Here is a 19,275-nt window from a genome sequence, read left to right on the forward strand (position 1 = left end):
CGGCGATGGGCCCGGAACCGAGAACGTGTTTCCGGGCCCATCGCCGTATCGGTCGAGGCCCTCATCGAAAGTAGGAAACCCACACGTGCCCAAGGTCAGCGAAGACCACCTGGCGGCCCGCCGTAGCGAGATTCTCGACGGCGCGCGCAGGTGCTTCGGCGAGTTCGGCTACGAAGGTGCGACGGTGCGACGTCTCGAAGAGGCCACCGGCCTGTCGCGCGGAGCCATATTCCATCACTTCAAGGACAAGGACGGCCTCTTCCTGGCGCTGGCACAGGAAGACGCTCGACGCATGGCCGAGGTTGCGGCCACTCAGGGTCTGGTGCAGGTGATGCGAGACATGCTGGCGCAACCCGAGCAATTCGAATGGCTCGGCACCCGACTCGAGATCACCCGACGACTGCGCACCGACGCGGACTTCCGGAGCAGCTGGGCCGAACGGTCGGCAGAGCTGACCGACGCGACACTCGGGCGACTCGAGCGTCAGAAGACCGCAGGAAGACTGCGTGACGATGTGCCCAACGACGTCCTGGCCGACTACCTGGATCTGGTACTGGACGGCCTGGTGGCGCGCATCGCGTCCGGCCACGGCAGATCCAACCTCGCAGCGATCCTCGATCTCGTCGAGGAATCCGTCCGGCGGCAGGACTGACCCCGGCCGTTCACGCCAGCTGAATCAGTTCCAGGTATTCCTGCGACCAGTGGTCCTCGGTACCGTCGGGGAGGAGAATGACCCGTTCCGGTGAAAGCGCTTCGGCGGCACCGGGATCGTGGGTCACCAGTACGACGGCTCCCTTGTAGCTGCGGAGCGCATCGAGGACCTGCTCGCGTGAAATCGGGTCGAGGTTGTTGGTCGGCTCGTCGAGCAGAAGAACGTTCGCGGCGGAAGACACCAACCCGGCGAGTGCCAGGCGGGTCTTCTCACCGCCGGACAGTGTTCCCGCAGGCTGGTCGAGCTGGGGGCCGGTGAACATGAAGGCACCGAGGAGAGACCGTAGTTCCTGCTCGCCGGTGTCGGGTGCAGCGTGACGGATGTTCTCCCAGACCGACGCAAGGTCGTCGAGGGTGTCGTGTTCCTGTGCGAAGTACCCGACGCGCATGCCGTGGCCGGGCTCGATCTCTCCGGTATCGGCCTTCTCGGTGCCGGCCAGAATGCGCAGCAGCGTCGTCTTGCCTGCACCGTTGAGCCCGAGTACCACCACGCGGCTGCCTCGGTCGATGGCGAGGTCCACGCCGGCGAAGATCTCCAGCGATCCGTACATCTTGGTCAGGTTCTTCGCCATCAGCGGCGTCTTGCCGCACGGTGCGGGCTCAGGGAAGCGGATGTGCGCCACCTTGTCGGACACGCGTTCCGCGTCGAGGTTGGCCATCAGCTTGTCCGCGCGCTTTGCCATGTTCTGTGCTGCAACGGCTTTCGTCGCCTTGGCACCCATCTTGGCGGCCTGCACGCGCAGCGCCCCCGCCTTCTTCTCCGCGTTGGCGCGTTCGCGGCGGCGGCGTTGCTCGTCGGTGGCGCGGGCGTCGAGGTACTTCTTCCAGTTCATGTTGTAGATGTCGGCCTCGCCGCGCACCGCGTCCAGGAACCACACCCTGTTCACCACGTCTCCGAGCAGTTCGACATCGTGACTGATCACGATGAGTCCCCCCTCGTGGTTCTGCAGGAAACCCCGCAGCCAGGTGATGGAATCGGCGTCGAGGTGGTTGGTGGGCTCGTCGAGCAGCAACGTGGTGTTCGAGCGTCCACCACTGCCGTCGGACGCGGCGAACAGAATGCGAGCCAGTTCGACGCGCCGGCGCTGGCCACCGGAGAGAGTCCGCAGCGGTTGACCGAGGATGCGGTCCGCCAGGCCGAGACTGTTGCAGATGCGCGCAGCCTCGCTCTCTGCTTCGTAGCCGCCGAGCGAGGCGAAACGCTCTTCGAGTTCGCCGTACTTGCGGACGGCCTTGTCGAGCAGGGCCTCGTCGGCCACCTCGGCCATCAGGGCCTGCTGCTTCTCCATCTTGTGCAGGAGCGTGTCGAGACCCCGGGCCGAGAGCACTCGGTCCTTGGCCAGCACGTCGAGATCGCCCTCTTTGGGATCCTGCGGTAGGTAGCCGAGCTCTCCGGTACGCACGACCTCGCCCGCGTACGGCTCGCCTTCTCCTGCCAGAATGCGCAGAGTGGTGGTCTTGCCGGCACCGTTACGACCGACCAATCCGATGCGGTCGCCTGCCTGTACGCGGAGCGCAGGCCCCTCGGTGGACAGAAGGGTCCGCACACCGGCACGAACTTCCAGGTCGGTGGCGGTGATCACGCGTGAGCTCCTAGCGATTGCAGAACAACATCGTTGCCCGTCGACCGACGAGCAAACCTCAGGTGCGCCGAAGTACGGCACAGCAAACCCCCATTTTAGCTCAGCATTCACGTGGCCCCACCCAGGAACGACGGTGACACCGGTAACGTCTGACCGATGACCGACGCCTCCGAAACAGTCAGCCCTCCCAGCGCGCCGATCCCCGATCTCACCGGGCGCACCGCTCTCGTCACCGGCGCCAGCCGAGGCATCGGCAAGGCCATCGCCGCCGAACTGCTCGCTCGCGGCGCAAACGTCGCCATCACCGCACGCAAGCGCGAACCTCTCGTTGCCGCGGCCGCAGAGCTCGGCGATTCCGTGCTCGCGATCGACGGTAATGCGGGCGATCCGGAGCACCGACGCAATGCGGTGGCGAGCACGGTGGAGACCTTCGGTTCGCTGGACATCCTGGTCAACAACACCGGCATCAATCCCGTCTACGGCTCGCTGATGGATGCCGACCTGGCGGGCGTGAGCAAGATCTTCGACACGAACGTGGTGGGTACCCTCGGCTTCGTTCAGCAGGCGTTCCATGCCTGGATGGGCGAGCACGGCGGCGCGGTCGTCAACATCGCGAGCGTGGCAGGCATTCGCTCCACCGGCGTGATCGCCGCGTACGGCGCATCCAAGGCCGCCCTGATCCGCCTCACCGAAGAGCTCGCCTGGCAGCTCGGTCCGAGGATTCGCGTCAATGCCGTGGCACCGGGGGTGGTGAAGACCAAATTCGCCGAGGCGCTCGTCGCCAACGGAGAAGACGCGGCAGCGGCCGGCTACCCGATGAAGCGTCTCGGAAACCCGGAGGACGTTGCGGCCCTGGTGGCCTTCCTGGTGTCGGACGCCTCTTCCTGGATCACCGGCGAGACCGTGCGCGTGGACGGTGGTTTGCTCGCCACCGGCGGAATGTGAACGATTTCTCGGCCGACGTCACGGTGGTCGGACTCGGTCCCGCGGGACGGTCGGTGGCCCACCGATGCGCCGAGGCCGGCCTGGACGTGGTCGTCGTCGATCCGCATCCGTCGCGTACGTGGACACCGACGTATTCCGCCTGGGCCGACGAGTTGCCGTCGTGGTTGCCCGAGACCGCCGTCGCCTCGGTCGCGCAGAAGCCTGCGGTATGGACCGATCGTCATCGAATCATCGACCGGACGTACTGCGTGCTGGACACACCTGCCCTGCAGGCGACCCTGTCTCTGGACCGCGTGCGAGTGCTGGCGGGGACGGCCGTCGACGTCACCGGATCTCGCGTGACGACGTCCGACGGCACCGTCGTCGATGCTCGGCACGTCGTCGACGCCCGCGGCACGCTCGACTCGCGCGACCTTGCACAGCAGACGGCGTACGGCATCGTCGTCGAACGGCACCGCGCCGAATCGATCCTCGAAGGATCCGACGCCTGGTTCATGGACTGGCGCACCGACAACGGCGCTCGGCCCGGCGAAGCACCGAGTTTTCTGTACGCCGTTGCGCTCGACGAAGATCGGATTCTGCTCGAAGAGACCTGTCTGGTCGGCCGACCCCCGCTGGAACTCGCAGTGCTTCGATCACGGCTGCACCACCGTCTGGCCCACCGGGATCTGGAACCGACCGGCCACGAGGACATCGAGCGAGTGCGCTTCTCGGTCGAACCGCCGCCTCGGTCACGACTGCACACCGGGCGAAGCGGTCCGGTGTTGTTCGGCTCTCGCTCGAATCTGATGCATCCCGCCACGGGGTACAGCGTCGCGGCGTCGCTCGCATCGGCAGATCACCTCGTCGAGAGGTTCAGTGGCGGCGATCGATCACGCCTCGCCCGCCCGATACATGTCTGGACGGTCCAGAAGCTTCGCAATCTCGGCCTTCGGACAGCGCTCAGTCTCGACCCGGAGCTGGTTCCTCAGTTCTTCTCCAGCTTCTTCTCGCTCCCGGTCGAACTGCAGCGCTCGTACCTGTCCGGCCACGACGACGCCGTCGGGACGATGACGGCGATGCTCAAGATGTTCCCGACACTCCCGTCCTCGGCCAGGCTCGCGATCGCGCGCACGATGATGCGGACTCCGGGCCGCGGCTGAGTTTCTTCCCATCGGTCGACACGCGGGCGCCCGGTCGGCGATCATGGACAGATGCGCAGCATTTGGAAGGGCTCGATCGCCTTCGGACTGGTCAATGTTCCGGTGAAGGTCTACTCGGCCACCGAGCAGCACGACATCCGATTCCATCAGGTGCACGCGAAGGACGGCGGTCGGATCAAGTACGACCGGATCTGCCAAGAATGCGGCAAGTCGGTGCAGTTCGCCGACATCGACAAGGCCTACGACTCCCCCGACGGCGAACGCGTGATTCTCACCGACGAGGACTTCGACAAGCTGCCGGCGGCGGAGAAGCACGAGATCCCGGTACTGGAATTCGTGCCGACCGAGCAGATCGATCCGATCCTCTACGACAAGAGCTACTTCCTCGAGCCGGATTCAGCGTCACCGAAGGCCTATGTGCTGCTGCGCGAAACCCTGGAAGAAACCGAGCGCACTGCGCTGGTTCACTTCACTCTGCGGCAGAAAACCCGGCTGGCTGCGCTGCGCGTGCGCGACGACATCCTGGTGATCCAGACATTGCTGTGGCCGGACGAGGTCAGGGCCGCAGAATTCCCGTCGCTCGACGATGCGCCCTCCGCGCGTCCCCAGGAAGTGAAAATGGCGACGTCCCTGGTGGAAAGCATGTCCTCGGAATTCGATCCCACCGAGTACACCGACGACTACCAGACCGAGCTTCGGAAGCTGATCGACGAGACGCTGGCCAACGGGGGCGAGAAGGTCGTCCACACCGAGTCGAAGAAGGACGATGACGGCGAGGACGCCGAGGTCGTCGATCTGGTGGCCGCGCTGCAGCGCAGCGTCGAGGCTGCCGGTAAGAACGCCAAAGCAGGATCCACCGCGTCCACGCCTGCCAAGAAAGCGCCGGCGAAGAAGACCGCTGCCAAAAAGGCCCCGGCCAAGAAGACAGCGGCCAAGAAGTCGACCTCCACGAAGTCCGCCGACTCCAAGGCCGACGAAGCCAAAGGTGCGTAGGAGGCCGACTCGGCCGCAGGTCAGACGGTGAAGCCGAGGGCCCTGAGCTGCTCGCGACCGTCGTCGGTGATCTTGTCCGGGCCCCACGGCGGCATCCAGACCCAGTTGATCTTCAGGTCGGCAGCCAGTCCGCTGCGTACGAGTGCGCCCCTGGCCTGGTCCTCGATGACGTCGGTCAGCGGACATGCCGCAGAGGTGAGCGTCATGTCGACCGTGACGATGTCGTCCTCGCCCATCTTGATGTCGTACACCAGTCCCAGGTCGACGACGTTGATGCCCAGCTCGGGGTCGACGACGTCGCGCATCGCCTCTTCGAGGTCCTCGAGCACCTTGATCTCGTCTGCGGTGAGTTCCACCGGCGTCGCGGTCACAGCCGGTGTGGTCTCTGTTGCTTCGGTCATGATTGCTGTCCTCCGGAAAGTGCCGTCTGGGCGGTCCCGCCCGTCGTAGCTGTCGTATCTGCGTCCACTACTTGAACAACCGCATCCTTGAAAGCCATCCAGCCCAGCAATGCGCACTTCACGCGAGCCGGGTACTTGGCGACTCCGACGAACGCGATTCCGTCACCGATGACGTCCTCGTCACCCTCGACGGTACCTCTGCTGCCGACCATGTCGCTGAACGCGTCCACCGTCTTCAGCGCATCGTCGACGCTCAGTCCGACGACCTGGTCGGTGAGCACCGATGTCGCTGCCTGACTGATCGAGCAGCCCTGGCCGTCGTACGAGACGTCAGCGACGGTGCCGTTCTCGATGTGCACGCGCAGGGTGACCTCGTCGCCGCAGGTGGGGTTGACGTGGTGTACCTCCGCGCCGAACGGCTCGCGCAGTCCGCGGCCGTGCGGGTGCTTGTAGTGATCGAGAATCACTTCCTGATACATCTGTTCCATGCGCATCTACTGCTGACCTCCCCCGCCGACGTCGGTGGTGCCGAAGAACGACTGTGCGCGGCGAATTGCTCGCGCGAGCACCTGCACTTCCTCGACCGTGTTGTACAGCGCGAACGAGGCGCGCGCGGTCGCGGCGACGCCGAACCGACGATGCAGGGGCCACGCGCAGTGATGCCCGACGCGAATGGCGACGCCCTCGTCGTCCAGAATCTGTCCGAGGTCGTGGGCGTGGATACCGTCGACGACGAACGACACAGCCGATCCGCGGTCGACATTCTCGGTCGGGCCGATCACCCGGACCCCGTCGATCTTCGCGAACTCGGCGAGAGTTGCTGCGACCAAGGCCTTTTCGTGCGCGGCGATAACGTCGATGCCGATGTTCTCCAGGTATCGCACAGCGGCACCGAGTCCTACCACCTGCGAGGTCATGGGCACGCCGGCCTCGAACCGCTGTGGCGGCGCGGCGAACGTCGTCTTCTCCATGGTGACGGTCTCGATCATCGAACCACCGGTGATGAACGGCGGCATCGATTCGAGGAGTGCGGACTTGGCGTAGAGCACGCCCACACCCGAGGGGCCGAGCATCTTGTGCCCGGAGAATGCGGCGTAGTCGACGTCGAGGCCACGGAAGTCGACCTTCATGTGCGGCACCGACTGGCACGCGTCGAGGACGACCAATGCTCCCACCGACCTGGCTCGACGAACCAACTCCTCGACCGGAGCCACCGCACCGGTCACGTTGGACTGATGCGTGAACGCGAGAACCTTGACGGCGGACGACAGTTCGAGCGAGTCGAGATCGATCCGTCCGTCGTCGGTCACGCCGTACCAACGCAGGGTGGCACCGGTCCGAGCTGCAAGCTCCTGCCACGGCACCAGATTGGCGTGATGCTCGAGCTCGGTGACGACGATCTCGTCGCCGGGACCGAGATGGCGATCGAATCGCTGATCCGCAAGAACGTAGGTCACGAGGTTCAGCGACTCGGTCGCGTTCTTGGTGAACACGATCTCGTCGACGTCGGCCCCGACGAACGACGCGATGGCCGCCCTGGCACCCTCGTACGCGTCGGTGGCCTCCTCGGCCAGCTGATGCGCCCCACGGTGGACCGCAGCGTTGCATGTGGTCAGAAATTCGCGCTCGGCGTCGAGTACCTGAACCGGCCGCTGCGAGGTTGCACCGGAATCGAGGTACACCAACGGCTTTCCGTCGCGAACGGTGCGCGAGAGAATGGGGAAATCGCGGCGAACCGTGGCGACATCGAACGATGCCGCCACCGCCACAGCTGCCGGTGCAGCCATGCTCATGCTCCGGTGGTCGCGGCCTGCGTGTAGCCGACGTATCCGTTGGCTTCCAGCTCGTCGGCCAGCTCGGCACCGCCGGACTTGACGATTTCACCGTTGACGAAGACGTGGACGAAATCTGGCTTGATGTACCGCAGGATGCGGGTGTAGTGCGTGATCAGCAGCACTCCGCCCTCTTCGCGCTCCTTGTACTTGTTGACGCCCTCGGACACCACTCGCAGAGCGTCGACGTCGAGGCCGGAGTCGGTCTCGTCGAGGATGGCGATCTTCGGCTTGAGCAGTCCCAGCTGAAGAATCTCGTGACGCTTCTTCTCGCCTCCGGAGAAGCCTTCGTTGACGTTGCGCTCGAGGAAGTTGGCCTCGATTTCGAGCTCGCTCATGGCGGTCTTGGCTTCCTTGACCCAGTGCCGCAGCTTGGGGGCCTCACCGCGCACAGCGGTTGCGGCGGTACGCAGGAAGTTCGACATCGAGACGCCGGGCACCTCCACCGGGTACTGCATCGCCAGGAAGAGGCCGGCGCGGGCGCGCTCGTCGACGCTCATCTCGAGCACGTCTTCACCGTCGAGGGTGATGGTGCCGGAGGTCACCGTGTACTTCGGGTGGCCTGCGATGGCATACGACAAGGTGGACTTGCCGGAACCGTTGGGTCCCATGATCGCGTGCGTCTCGCCGGACTTCACGGTCAGATCGACACCCTTGAGGATGTTGATCGGCTCGGCGGACGAATCGGTGTTGGCGACGCTGACGTGCAGATCGCGGATTTCGAGTGTGGACATCACAGTTCCTTTGTGCAGTCGAGAAAAGTTCGGGTGGACCTACGCGCCGACGACGGCGAGTTCGGTCTCGATGGCGGCGTCGAGACGCTCGCGTACGGCGGGGACCGGAATCTTGTCGATGATCTCGTGGAAGAACCCGCGCACGACGAGTCGACGAGCGACTTCCTCCGAGATGCCACGAGCGCGGAGGTAGAACAGCTGCTCGTCGTCGAAACGGCCGGTGGCGCTGGCGTGGCCTGCTCCGACGATCTCGCCGGTCTCGATCTCGAGGTTGGGTACCGAGTCGGCGCGAGCGCCGTCGGTGAGCACCAGGTTGCGATTGAGCTCGTAGGTCTCGGTTCCCTCGGCCTCGGCTCGAATCAGCACGTCTCCGATCCACACGGTGTGCGCGTCGACGGTGCCGGGTCCGGTTTCGCCCTGCAGTGCGCCCTTGTACATCACATTGGACTTGCAGTGCGGTGCCGAATGGTCGACGAGCAGACGCTGCTCGAGGTGCTGACCGGCGTCGGCGAAGTACACACCGAGCATGTTCGCATCGCCGCCGGGGGCGCTGTAGCGCACGGTCGGGCTGATGCGCACCAGATCTCCACCGAGACTGACGTTGTAGTGCCGCAACACGGCGTCGCGTCCGAGCAGCGCATGATGCGCCGCGACGTGCACGGCGTCGGACTGCCAGTCCTGAATCAGCACGACGTGCAGCTGCGAGCTGTCACCGAGAACGAACTCGACGTTCTCGGCGTACGTGCCGCTGCCCCGCTGGTCGATCACGACGGTGGCGCGAGCGAACGTGCCGAGCCTGATCTGCACGTGCCCGTAGGCGACGTGGTCGACACCGGGGCCGTCGACGGTGATCTCGATCGGATCGGCCACCTCGACCTCGTTCGGCACGGAGACGATCGTGGCCTCGGTGAACGCCGAGAATGCCTGAGCGGCAATACGATCGGCCGGAACGCCGGCCTTGCCCAGTCGCTCGTCGTCACGGCCTACGGTCTCCACGACCACCGATTCCGGGGCCCCGACGGTGACCTGAGCGGCCCCGTCGGCGACGGCGGAACCGTCGTGCAAGCCGCGCAGCCGACGCAGCGGCGTGAAACGCCACAGCTCGTCACGACCGGACGGGACCTCGAACGCATTCACGTCGTAGGACGTGAACTGAGTGCCCTTGTTCTCGACCAGCTTCGACTTGTCTTCTTTGGCCGCTTCGGGGTTTTCGGATGCCACGGCACCCATCACTCCGGTGAGAGGGTTGTTCACTTATCCGACCGACCCTTCCATCTGCAGCTCGATGAGCCGGTTGAGCTCGAGCGCGTATTCCATCGGCAGTTCGCGAGCGATCGGCTCGACGAAGCCACGCACGACCATTGCCATGGCCTCGTCCTCGGTCAAGCCGCGGCTCATCAGGTAGAACAACTGATCGTCGCTGACCTTCGAGACGGTGGCCTCATGGCCCATCGATACGTCGTCCTCGCGGATGTCGACGTACGGGTACGTGTCGGAACGACTGATCGTGTCGACGAGCAACGCGTCGCACTTGACCGTCGAACGCGAGCCGTGCGCACCCTTGTTGATCTGGATCAGACCGCGGTAGGACGTGCGCCCACCGCCGCGGGCGACCGACTTGCTGACGATGTTCGAGGACGTGTGCGGCGCGAGGTGCAACATCTTCGAGCCGGTGTCCTGGTGCTGGTCCGGGCCTGCGAAGGCGACCGAGAGAACCTCGCCCTTGGCGTACTCACCGGTCATCCAGACGGCCGGGTACTTCATGGTGACCTTGGAGCCGATGTTGCCGTCGACCCACTCCATCGTTGCGCCTGCCTCTGCCTTGGCGCGCTTGGTGACGAGGTTGTAGACGTTGTTGGACCAGTTCTGGATGGTCGTGTAGCGGCAACGACCACCCTTCTTGACGATGATCTCGACCACGGCGGAGTGCAGCGAATCCGACTTGTAGATCGGTGCCGTGCAACCCTCGACGTAGTGCACGTAGGCACCCTCGTCGACGATGATCAGCGTCCGCTCGAACTGACCCATGTTCTCGGTGTTGATTCGGAAGTAGGCCTGCAGCGGGATGTCGACGTGGACGCCCGGCGGGATGTAGATGAAGGATCCACCGGACCACACCGCGGTGTTCAGTGCGGAGAACTTGTTGTCGCCTGCGGGGATGACGGTGCCGAAGTACTCGCGGAACAGCTCCGGCTGCTCCTTGAGGGCGGTGTCGGTGTCGAGGAACAACACTCCCTGAGCCTCCAGATCCTCACGGATCGAGTGGTAGACCACCTCGGACTCGTACTGAGCGGCGACACCGGAGACGAGGCGCTGCTTCTCCGCCTCGGGGATGCCGAGCTTGTCGTACGTGTTCTTGATGTCCTCCGGCAGGTCTTCCCACGTTGCAGCCTGCTTCTCACTGGACCGCACGAAGTACTTGATGTTGTCGAAATCGATGCCGTCGAGGTTGGAACCCCAGTTCGGCATCGGCTTGCGCTCGAACGTCTTGAGCGCCTTGAGGCGCGCCTCGAGCATCCACTCGGGCTCGCTTTTCTTCTGCGAGATGTCCCGGACGACAGCCTCGGAAAGGCCGCGCTTGGCACTTTCACCGGCTACGTCCGAGTCGGCCCAGCCGTATCCGTAGGTGCCGAGCGAGGCGATGGTCTCGTCCTGGGTCAGCGGCGCGGTGGGTGTCACCTGGTCTGGTGTGACGGTCATGCGGGCTCCTTCCGGAGGCGTGGGCGTTCTCCGACGCGTGGCTGCGCGTCGGGAGTCTTCTTGTCGGAACTATCGGTGTTCGAGTAACGCGTCGATGACAGCGGTACGTGTGTCGTACAAGCGCAATTACCGTTGGCGATGGTGGCCAAACGCTGTACGTGCGTGCCGAGGATCTCGGCGAACGCGGTCTGCTCGGCCTCGCACAGCTCCGGAAACTCGGAGGCGACGTGCGACACCGGGCAGTGGTGCTGGCAGATCTGCACACCGTTGCCCACCTGACGGGTGGTGGCAGAGAATCCCGCCGCGCTGAACGCGTCGGCGATTCGGTCCGCGGCATCCTCCACGTCGTGCGCATCGGATCCCGTCGCCGGCTCGACGTCGGCCACGATGGTGTTGACGCGCTGTCGGGCGAACGCCTCTATGGCCGCGTCTCCACCGATCATGCGTAGCTGCCGCATGGCAGCACCGGCGAGATCGTCGTAGGTGTGGCCGAGACGGTTGCGTCCGGCTGCGGTCAGCTGGAAATACTTGGCCGGCCGACCCCTACCCCGTTGCTGAGCACCTGCTGGGGTGGTGATGCGGGCCTCGCCCGCGTCGATGAGTGCGTCGAGGTGACGTCGGACACCCGCTGCGCTCAATCCCAGCCGTGTACCGATATCGGAGGCGGTGATGGGGCCCTCTTCGAGCAACAGAGTGACCACTGCGCTCCGCGTCTGCCCCTCGGGGGCGGAGGCAGGTCGCACCGACGGAACGCCTGCGCCGGCGGCCGAGGACACGACACTTCCCGGACGCACGAGCGAGCTTTCGGTTGTTTTCACAACACCAGTGTGACGGAATTGCATGACCCGGTCCAGCAAGGGTGCCCTTTGCCGACCATGCGGCCGGTACCGGTGCCGAGCCGTGAAGCGGAGTCGAGCACGGTGCGGGTCGTGCGCGAGTGCACCGCTACGCTCCCACTGTGCCATCGACAGACAGTGAGCCCAGTTCCCAGAGCTCACCTCTCGCGAGCGGTCCGGGTTCATCCTCGGGGTCCGGCACCTCGAAAGCCGCCTCCGCTGCGTTCGTCCGCCGATTCGTCCTGGCCCCCGCACGTCGCCTCATCGGCCTCGAACCCACGCCTCCCGGCGGTGGCGTCGCGACCCTGCACGGAGACGAGCAGGAGGCACCGGGGCTGAATCCGTCGGAGACGAACCAGCTTCGGAACATTCGCCGTTTCGGGGCCGCGGGTGCCTTGCTGATGGCGATCGGTGCCCTCGGCGCGGGCGCGCAGCCGGTGCTGCAGAATCCCGTCTTCGGCGTTCGACTACTGAGTCTGCCGTCCCGAATGGCCACCTCCGCGCTGACCGTCACGATGACCGGCACCGTCATCGTGGTCATCGCCTGGTTGCTCCTGGGCCGATTCGCTCTCGGACAGACGCGGTCCGGGGCCACTCCGCGTCGGCTCACCCGTTCCCAGATGGACCGCACATTGCTGCTGTGGATCCTGCCCTTGTGTGTCGCACCGCCGATGTTCTCGCGCGACGTCTACTCCTACCTGGCGCAGAGCGAGATCACGGCGCGCGGACTCGACCCCTACGAGGTCGGCCCTGCGACGGCCCTCGGCGTCGACAATGTGCTGACCCGAACCGTTCCCACGATCTGGCGCGATACGCCTGCGCCGTACGGTCCGCTGTTCTTGTGGATGGGCCGTGGAATCACGTACTTGACCGGCGAGAACATCGTCGCCGGCATCTTCCTCCATCGGCTGCTCGCGCTGGTGGGCGTGGCACTGATCGTCTGGGCACTGCCACGTCTCGCACGCCGATGCGGGGTCGCGTCCGTGACTGCACTCTGGCTCGGCGCCGCGAACCCGTTGCTGCTGTTCCACCTGGTTGCCGGTATCCACAACGAGGCTCTGATGATCGGGCTGATGCTCGCAGGCACCGAGTTCGCACTGCGTGCCGTGGAACGCGCGGGAGCGCTGCGAAAGACCGACATCGCATTCCTCATCGGCGGTGCCGCCCTGATCGCCCTGTCTTCGACCGTGAAGATCCCGTCTCTCATCGCACTGGGCTTCGTGGGAATGGCGCTGTCCAAGCGATGGGGTGGCACTCTCCGGTCCGTGGTGTACGTGGCGGTACTGCTCGGCACGGTCGTCATCGCCGTGCAGGTCGCCGTCAGTCTGAGCAGCGGGCTCGGCTTCGGCTGGATCAACACTCTGGGTACCGCGGGGGTGGTGCGCAGCTGGATGTCCATTCCGACGATTCTCGGGCTCGGCACCGGATTCGTCGGCGTGCTGCTCGGCCTCGGTGATCACACCACGGCTGTGTTGAGTCTCACTCGACCGATCGCTGCCGTCGTCGCGGGAATCATCGTCGTACGCATGCTGATCGCAGTTCTGCGCGGCCGCCTGCATCCGGTCGGCGCACTCGGAGTTGCGCTCGGGGCCGTCGTTCTGTTGTTCCCGGTGGTGCAACCCTGGTACCTGCTGTGGGCGGTGATTCCGCTGGCCGCGTGGGCCACGACTCCCTCGTTCCGGCGTCCTGCCATCGCCTTCTCGTCGTTGGTGAGCGTGATTCTCATGCCGAACGGTAGTGAGTATCAGCCGTTCCAGATAGTGCAGGCCGCAGTGATGACAATCCTGACGGTCGCGGTGCTGTACCTGTTCACGCGAAACCGGATGCCGTGGCCCACCCGCACCGGACCACCGGCACGCGAGCGCAGCGCCGACGAATACGCTGGGTCCTCGTGACCTCCGGGACGTCGAATACGACGCAACCTGTCGTGCAGTTGACCGACGTACGCAAGTCGTACGACGGCGTGACTGCCGTCGACGGTCTCAGCCTCGACATCGGTCCCGGCGAGGTTCTCGCACTGCTGGGCCCCAACGGTGCCGGGAAGACCACCACCGTCGAGATGTGCGAGGGATTCGTGGCACCCGACAGCGGCTCCGTTCGGGTACTCGGGCTGGACCCCATTGCGCAGTCGGCGCAGCTGAGGCCACGAATCGGCGTCATGCTCCAGGGCGGCGGCGCGTATCCAGGATCCAAGGCAGGCGAGATGCTCCAACTCGTCGCCTCGTACTCGGCCGACCCACTCGATCCGGCATGGCTGCTCGACTGCCTCGGTCTCACGTCGGCCGTCCGCACGCCGTACCGACGGCTCTCCGGCGGGCAACAGCAGCGGCTGGCTCTGGCCTGCGCCATCGTCGGGAGACCCGAGCTGGTGTTCCTCGACGAACCGACTGCAGGGCTCGACGCGCAGGCCCGACTTCTGGTGTGGGAACTGATCGACGCCTTGCGCCGCGACGGTGTCGGGGTACTGCTCACCACACATCTGATGGACGAGGCGGAGCAGCTGGCCGACCGGTTGACGATCATCGACAACGGCCGCGTCGTCGCCTCGGGTACCCCGTCGGAATTGACCAAGCAGGGCGCAGAGGGCCAACTGCGGTTCGCCGCTCCCCCGGGCCTCGAGCTGTCTCTGCTCGACGCGGCACTCCCCCCGGGTTACGTACCGTCGGAACCGACGCCGGGTTCCTATGTGGTCTCCGGCGTGATCGAGCCGCAGATTCTGGTGATCGTGACGTCCTGGTGTGCGCAGCAGGACGTGTTGGCCACCGAATTGCAGGTCGACCAGCGCCGCCTCGAGGACGTCTTCCTCGAGCTGACCGGCAGAGAATTGAGGAAGTGACCGTGCGCAGAGAAGCCCGGCTCGCCGACAACCGATTCGAGACAGGCCTGTTCGCGCCGCGCCCGCAGGCCGCGTCGGCTGCGCGCATGCTGCTCGCGCAGACCCGACTCGAACTGAAGTTGCTGCTGCGCAACGGCGAACAGTTGCTGCTGACGATGTTCATCCCGATCACACTGTTGATCGGCTTGACCCTGCTGCCCTTCGGCGAGCTCGGGGACGACCGAGTAGGCCGAGTGGTTCCGGCTGTGATGATGGTGGCCATCATGTCGACGGCGTTCACGGGGCAGGCGATCGCCGTCGGGTTCGATCGTCGCTACGGTGCCCTCAAGAGGCTCGGGGCAACACCGCTCCCTCGGTGGGGCATCATCGGCGGCAAATCCGCTGCAGTGGTGATCGTGGTGATTCTGCAGTCGGTTCTGCTCGGCTCGATCGGTGCCGCACTGGGCTGGCGTCCGAGCGCGACGGGCCTGTTGCTCGGCGCCGTCGTCATCGCGCTCGGAACCGTGACTTTCGCGTCGATGGGTCTGCTGCTCGGCGGCACCCTGCGGGCGGAGATCGTGTTGGCGCTGGCGAACATCGCCTGGTTCGTGATGCTGGGCATCGGCAGCGTGGTGTTCGTGGACGACCAGATTCCGCAGGGCCTGCAGAACGTGGCGCGCATCGTTCCGTCGGGCGCGCTGGGCGAGGCGTTGAGCCGAGGTGTCTCGTCGTCGTTCGACGTGTTCGGCGTCGTCGTACTGCTGGTCTGGGCTGCGGTGTGCAGCACGCTCGCCGTGCGCACGTTCAAGTTCACCTGAGCCACGCTCGCTACCCAACGACGCTGTGTAGTTGATCGGCGTTTACCATCGTGGAGTGCCCTCCCTCCTACGGAAGCTCTATGGCGTATTCCTGCGCGTCCTCGATCTCCTGCCACTGCCGTCGCTTCGAGTGCAGCGGGTGCTGGCATTCATCGCAATCCTGACCCAGGGTGGCATCGCGGTCACCGGTTCCGTCGTTCGCGTGACGGGATCCGGTCTCGGCTGTCCCACCTGGCCGCAGTGCTTCCCGGGTAGCTTCACTCCCGTCGGGGTGTCCGAGGTACCGGTCTTGCACCAGGCCGTCGAGTTCGGCAATCGTCTGCTCACCTTCGTCGTCGTTCTCTCGGCCGCCGCTGTCGTCATCGCCGTCACCAGGGCGCGGCGTCGTCGCGGAGTGCTGTTCTTCGCGTGGCTGATGCCACTCGGTACCGTCGTGCAGGCCGTGATCGGCGGATTCACCGTGCTGACCGGACTGCTGTGGTGGACGGTCGCCGTTCACCTCGTCGTGTCGATGGCGATGGTGTGGCTGGCCACGCTGCTGTACGCCAAGGTCGGTGAAAGCGATGCGCCATCGGAGTCGACGCCCACGGTGCCAGCTGCGCTGCGAGCGCTGACGGGGCTGTCCGGGATCGCGCTGGCAGGCGTACTGATCGCGGGCACCATGGTGACCGGGGCCGGGCCGCACGCGGGCGACAAGAGCATCGAAGAACCGGTACCGCGCCTCGGTATAGAGATCGTGACGCTGGTGCACGCACACTCTCAATTCCTGGTCGGCTACCTTGCCCTGCTGGTCGGTCTGGTATTCGCCCTGTATGCAGTTCGGGCTCCGAAGGCCGTCACGTTTCGACTCAATGTCCTGATCGTCCTGGTGCTCGCACAGTCTCTGATCGGACTGGTCCAGTACTTCACCGGGGTTCCGGCCGTACTCGTCGCCTTCCACGTGGCCGGTGCGGGCGCATGTACCGCCGCCACCGCAGCCGTGTGGGCGGCCTGCCGCACCCGTGGCCCGGCCGTATCCGAGAAGATCGAGACCGCCGAGGACGTCGCAGTTCGCTCGTGACGATCGGTCGAACTTCGAACAGGGTGGAGGGGCAGCCGACCTCCCCCTCAGATGGCCGACTGCCCCTCCACTGACTTCGACGCACCGAGTACCGAGATGGTTCCCGTCGAATCGAACAATTTTCTCGACTTTTCTCCGCTCAGACGATCGCCTGGTTGCGCGCCTTCGGGAACTTCTTCTGACCGGCTACCCAGCCGGCCATCTTCTCGTGGTGCCCGGGGGCCGGATTGACCGAACTGACCAGCTCGCGGTCCCATTCGGCCTCGGTCAACTCGTCCAGACCGTCGACGATCGCGCGGGCGATTGCAGTCGTCGGCACCACCTGGTCCCCCAGGACGCCGTCGGCACCGACCATGGTGAGCCGAGTCCCGGCCCGACCGACCGGCTGGATCACCACACTCGCGGAGTTGCCGTGATCGGCGAGGAAGCTCTTCACTGCCGCGAGCGTTCCCTTGGGAACGTCGTTCGACTCGTTCTTCTCGATGCCCGCACTGTCGATTTCGGTAGCCATGCCGTCACGATACCGAGGTCGCCCATCGCGCCCACAACGACCCGTCGAGTCGTTACTGATCGGTAACTTCGACTCCCCGCCCGCATCCACCGGATTTGTGCACTCGGGCGCGGCCGGTCCGTGTACAACGGTGTTCATGCGTGCCATTCGAGTAGAAAACATCGGCGGACCCGAGGTCATGAAAGTCGTCGACATTCCGATACCGACGCCAGGGCCCGGGCAGCTGCTGGTCCGCACCGACGCCATCGGCATCAACTACATCGACACGTACTTCCGACGCGGCCTGTACCCACGCGCGCTTCCGTACGTTCCCGGCGACGAGGGATCGGGGGTGATCGAACAGATCGGATCCGACGTCACCGGCTTGTCACCAGGCAACCGCGTCGCCTGGGCTGCGGCACCGAGTAGCTACGCCGAATACGTCCTGGTCGACGCCTCGGCGGCCATTGCGGTTCCCGACGGCGTTCCTGCCGATCGAGCCGCCTCAGCACTGCTGCAAGGGATGACTGCGCACTATCTGATCGAATCCACCTACGCGGCTCAGCAGGGCGACACCGTCCTGGTGCACGCAGGCGCAGGTGGCGTCGGACTGTTGTTGACGCAGATGGCGGTGGCGAAGGGCGTGAACGTGATCACCACGGTCTCCACGGATGCGAAGGCCGAGCGGTCGAGTCATGCCGGTGCAGCCCACGTGGTGCGCTACGAGGAGGACATCGCCGCGCGCGTGCGTGAAATCACCGACGGCGAGGGTGTGCATGCGGTGTACGACGGCGTCGGTGCCGACACGTTCGAGGCAAGTCTTGCGTCGCTTCGGATCAGAGGGACGCTCGCTCTGTTCGGTGCCGCGAGCGGTCCGGTGCCGCCCATGGATCCGCAGCGGTTGAACGGCGCAGGGTCTCTGTTTCTGACCAGGCCCACGCTTGCTCATCACATACGAGACCGGGCCGAGTTGGAATGGCGCGCCGGGGACGTCTTCGCGGCGATGTCGAGCGGCGCTCTGACGGTGGAGATCGGTGCGCGGTATGCGTTGGCGGACGCGGCGACTGCCCACACCGACCTGGAGTCACGGAGGACGACAGGGTCGATCGTGCTCGTTCCCTGACCGATCCGTCGGGTGGACGCTCGTTCAGGAGAGCAGCTGGGCGAGCGTCTGCCAGCCGAGAACCGAGTCGACGGCCAGGCCGCAGAACACCAGTGCCAGGTATTCGTTGGAGAGAATGAACAGCTTGAGCGGCTTGACCGGAGTTCCCGCTCGCACACCTGCGTACAGACGATGCGCCACCACGAGGAACCACACTCCCGAGGCCACGGCAACGGCCGCGTACACGACGCCCGAGCCCGGTGCCAGCGCCAACGTCGCGGCGACGGTGGCCCAGGCGTAGAGCACGATGTGCTTGGTGACCTTGGTTTCCGAGGCGACAGCAGGCAGCATCGGCACATTGGCGGCCTGGTAGTCCTCCTTGTACCGAAGCATGAGGGCCCAGGTATGCGGTGGCGTCCACAGGAAGATCACCAGGAACATCACCAGTGCCTGCCACCCGATCGTGCCGGTCACGGCGGACCAGCCGATCATCACCGGCATACATCCGGCCGCGCCGCCCCACACCACGTTCTGCGACGTGCGCCGTTTGAGCACGAGGGTGTAGACGAAGATGTAGAAGCAGATCGTCACGACGGCGAGCACACCGCTGAGCAGATTCGTGGTGGCCCACAGCCAGAAGAACGAGAACACGCCCAGTACGAGCCCGAATATCAGGGCATGCGAGACAGGCATGGCACCACGGGCGAGGGGGCGCTTCTCGGTGCGCTTCATCACCTTGTCGATGTCCGCGTCGACCACCATGTTCAGGGTGTTGGCGCTGGCCGCGGCCAGCATTCCCCCGAAGAGCGTGGTGAGGATCAGCCACGGATCGACGTTCCCGCGGTCTGCGAGCAGCATCGCGGGAATGGTCGTGACGAGAAGAAGTTCGATGACCCTGGGCTTCGTCAGCGCAACGTACGCAAGAAAGAGTGCGAACGCTCTGCGCGGGGCGGACGTCGCCGGTGCGGCCTGGGCGGCAGCGCCTTCGTCGCCTGCTCCGAATCCGGGGCCGCCGGCGAAACCGTGTCCGCCCGACTGCTGCCCAATTCGCACTGCGTCTCCTTGCACGACTGTCGTTCTCTGGCGCTGGGCCACTTGCTCACGTGCCACCGG

19 protein-coding genes are annotated in these 19,275 nt (G+C 65.4%); 9 read left to right on the forward strand and 10 right to left on the reverse strand.

Annotation, left to right across the window (positions count from 1 at the left end; genetic code table 11):
- Positions 1–85: 85 nt before the first annotated feature.
- Complete coding sequence (locus MTX35_RS00465; protein WP_243593088.1) at positions 86–652, forward strand: TetR/AcrR family transcriptional regulator; 567 nt, start codon at positions 86–88, stop codon at positions 650–652.
- 10 nt (positions 653–662) lie between these two features.
- On the opposite strand, the gene MTX35_RS00470 is transcribed toward MTX35_RS00465, so the two are convergent.
- Positions 663–2,294, reverse strand: a complete 1,632-nt coding sequence (locus tag MTX35_RS00470) for an ABC-F family ATP-binding cassette domain-containing protein (protein WP_243593089.1) — start codon at positions 2,292–2,294, stop codon at positions 663–665.
- Positions 2,295–2,450: 156 nt separating this feature from the next.
- Between MTX35_RS00470 and MTX35_RS00475 the strand changes: the two genes are divergently transcribed.
- The 3 genes from MTX35_RS00475 to MTX35_RS00485 are packed head-to-tail and all read left to right on the forward strand — an operon-like array spanning position 2,451 to position 5,374.
- A complete protein-coding gene (locus tag MTX35_RS00475) occupies positions 2,451–3,239 on the forward strand; it encodes an SDR family oxidoreductase (RefSeq protein WP_243593090.1) in 789 nt (262 codons plus the stop codon).
- Complete coding sequence (locus tag MTX35_RS00480; protein WP_243593091.1) at positions 3,236–4,381, forward strand: lycopene cyclase family protein; 1,146 nt, start codon at positions 3,236–3,238, stop codon at positions 4,379–4,381. The genes MTX35_RS00475 and MTX35_RS00480 overlap by 4 nt, the downstream gene beginning before the upstream one ends.
- 51 nt (positions 4,382–4,432) lie before the next feature.
- Complete coding sequence (locus MTX35_RS00485) at positions 4,433–5,374, forward strand: Ku protein (protein ID WP_243593092.1); 942 nt, start codon at positions 4,433–4,435, stop codon at positions 5,372–5,374.
- 20 nt (positions 5,375–5,394) lie between these two features.
- On the opposite strand, the gene MTX35_RS00490 is transcribed toward MTX35_RS00485, so the two are convergent.
- From MTX35_RS00490 to MTX35_RS00520, 7 genes are read right to left on the reverse strand one after another with little or no spacing between them, the layout of a single operon-like run.
- Positions 5,395–5,775, reverse strand: coding sequence for a metal-sulfur cluster assembly factor (locus tag MTX35_RS00490; protein ID WP_243593093.1), 381 nt, complete (start codon positions 5,773–5,775; stop codon positions 5,395–5,397).
- Positions 5,772–6,269, reverse strand: coding sequence for a Fe-S cluster assembly sulfur transfer protein SufU (gene sufU, locus MTX35_RS00495; protein ID WP_243593094.1), 498 nt, complete (start codon positions 6,267–6,269; stop codon positions 5,772–5,774). Before sufU ends, MTX35_RS00490 begins: the two co-directional genes overlap by 4 nt.
- On the reverse strand, positions 6,270–7,562 hold the full coding sequence (locus tag MTX35_RS00500) for a cysteine desulfurase (protein ID WP_243593095.1): 1,293 nt from the start codon (positions 7,560–7,562) through the stop codon (positions 6,270–6,272).
- A 2-nt stretch (positions 7,563–7,564) separates the two neighbouring features.
- Positions 7,565–8,341, reverse strand: a complete 777-nt coding sequence (gene sufC / locus MTX35_RS00505) for a Fe-S cluster assembly ATPase SufC (RefSeq protein ID WP_243593096.1) — start codon at positions 8,339–8,341, stop codon at positions 7,565–7,567.
- Between the two features lie 39 nt (positions 8,342–8,380).
- Complete coding sequence (gene sufD / locus MTX35_RS00510) at positions 8,381–9,571, reverse strand: Fe-S cluster assembly protein SufD (RefSeq protein WP_243593590.1); 1,191 nt, start codon at positions 9,569–9,571, stop codon at positions 8,381–8,383.
- 24 nt (positions 9,572–9,595) lie between these two features.
- On the reverse strand, positions 9,596–11,041 hold the full coding sequence (gene sufB / locus MTX35_RS00515) for a Fe-S cluster assembly protein SufB (RefSeq protein ID WP_243593097.1): 1,446 nt from the start codon (positions 11,039–11,041) through the stop codon (positions 9,596–9,598).
- Positions 11,038–11,883, reverse strand: coding sequence for a metalloregulator ArsR/SmtB family transcription factor (locus tag MTX35_RS00520; protein ID WP_243593098.1), 846 nt, complete (start codon positions 11,881–11,883; stop codon positions 11,038–11,040). Before MTX35_RS00520 ends, sufB begins: the two co-directional genes overlap by 4 nt.
- 236 nt (positions 11,884–12,119) lie before the next feature.
- Between MTX35_RS00520 and mptB the strand changes: the two genes are divergently transcribed.
- Genes mptB through MTX35_RS00540 form a run of 4 tightly spaced genes read left to right on the forward strand, consistent with a single transcriptional unit; the run spans position 12,120 to position 16,570 of the window.
- Complete coding sequence (gene mptB, locus MTX35_RS00525) at positions 12,120–13,772, forward strand: polyprenol phosphomannose-dependent alpha 1,6 mannosyltransferase MptB (RefSeq protein ID WP_243593591.1); 1,653 nt, start codon at positions 12,120–12,122, stop codon at positions 13,770–13,772.
- Positions 13,769–14,713 carry an ABC transporter ATP-binding protein gene (locus MTX35_RS00530; RefSeq protein WP_243593099.1) on the forward strand — a complete coding sequence of 315 codons (945 nt, stop codon included), beginning with the start codon at positions 13,769–13,771 and terminating at the stop codon, positions 14,711–14,713. Before mptB ends, MTX35_RS00530 begins: the two co-directional genes overlap by 4 nt.
- Positions 14,710–15,510, forward strand: a complete 801-nt coding sequence (locus MTX35_RS00535; RefSeq protein WP_243593100.1) for an ABC transporter permease — start codon at positions 14,710–14,712, stop codon at positions 15,508–15,510. The genes MTX35_RS00530 and MTX35_RS00535 overlap by 4 nt, the downstream gene beginning before the upstream one ends.
- Before the next feature lie 55 nt (positions 15,511–15,565).
- Complete coding sequence (locus MTX35_RS00540) at positions 15,566–16,570, forward strand: heme A synthase (protein WP_243593101.1); 1,005 nt, start codon at positions 15,566–15,568, stop codon at positions 16,568–16,570.
- A gap of 139 nt (positions 16,571–16,709) precedes the next feature.
- Here the strand turns inward: MTX35_RS00540 and MTX35_RS00545 are convergent, their stop codons facing one another.
- On the reverse strand, positions 16,710–17,081 hold the full coding sequence (locus tag MTX35_RS00545) for a hypothetical protein (protein ID WP_243593102.1): 372 nt from the start codon (positions 17,079–17,081) through the stop codon (positions 16,710–16,712).
- 136 nt (positions 17,082–17,217) lie between these two features.
- On the opposite strand from MTX35_RS00545, the gene MTX35_RS00550 reads away from it, so the two are divergent.
- Positions 17,218–18,183, forward strand: coding sequence for a quinone oxidoreductase (locus tag MTX35_RS00550; protein WP_243593103.1), 966 nt, complete (start codon positions 17,218–17,220; stop codon positions 18,181–18,183).
- A 24-nt stretch (positions 18,184–18,207) separates the two neighbouring features.
- On the opposite strand, the gene MTX35_RS00555 is transcribed toward MTX35_RS00550, so the two are convergent.
- Complete coding sequence (locus tag MTX35_RS00555) at positions 18,208–19,215, reverse strand: heme o synthase (protein ID WP_308198091.1); 1,008 nt, start codon at positions 19,213–19,215, stop codon at positions 18,208–18,210.
- Positions 19,216–19,275: the final 60 nt, after the last annotated feature.

The organism is Rhodococcus sp. ARC_M12 (genome assembly GCF_022810385.1).
GTDB lineage: Bacteria > Actinomycetota > Actinomycetes > Mycobacteriales > Mycobacteriaceae > Rhodococcoides > Rhodococcoides navarretei.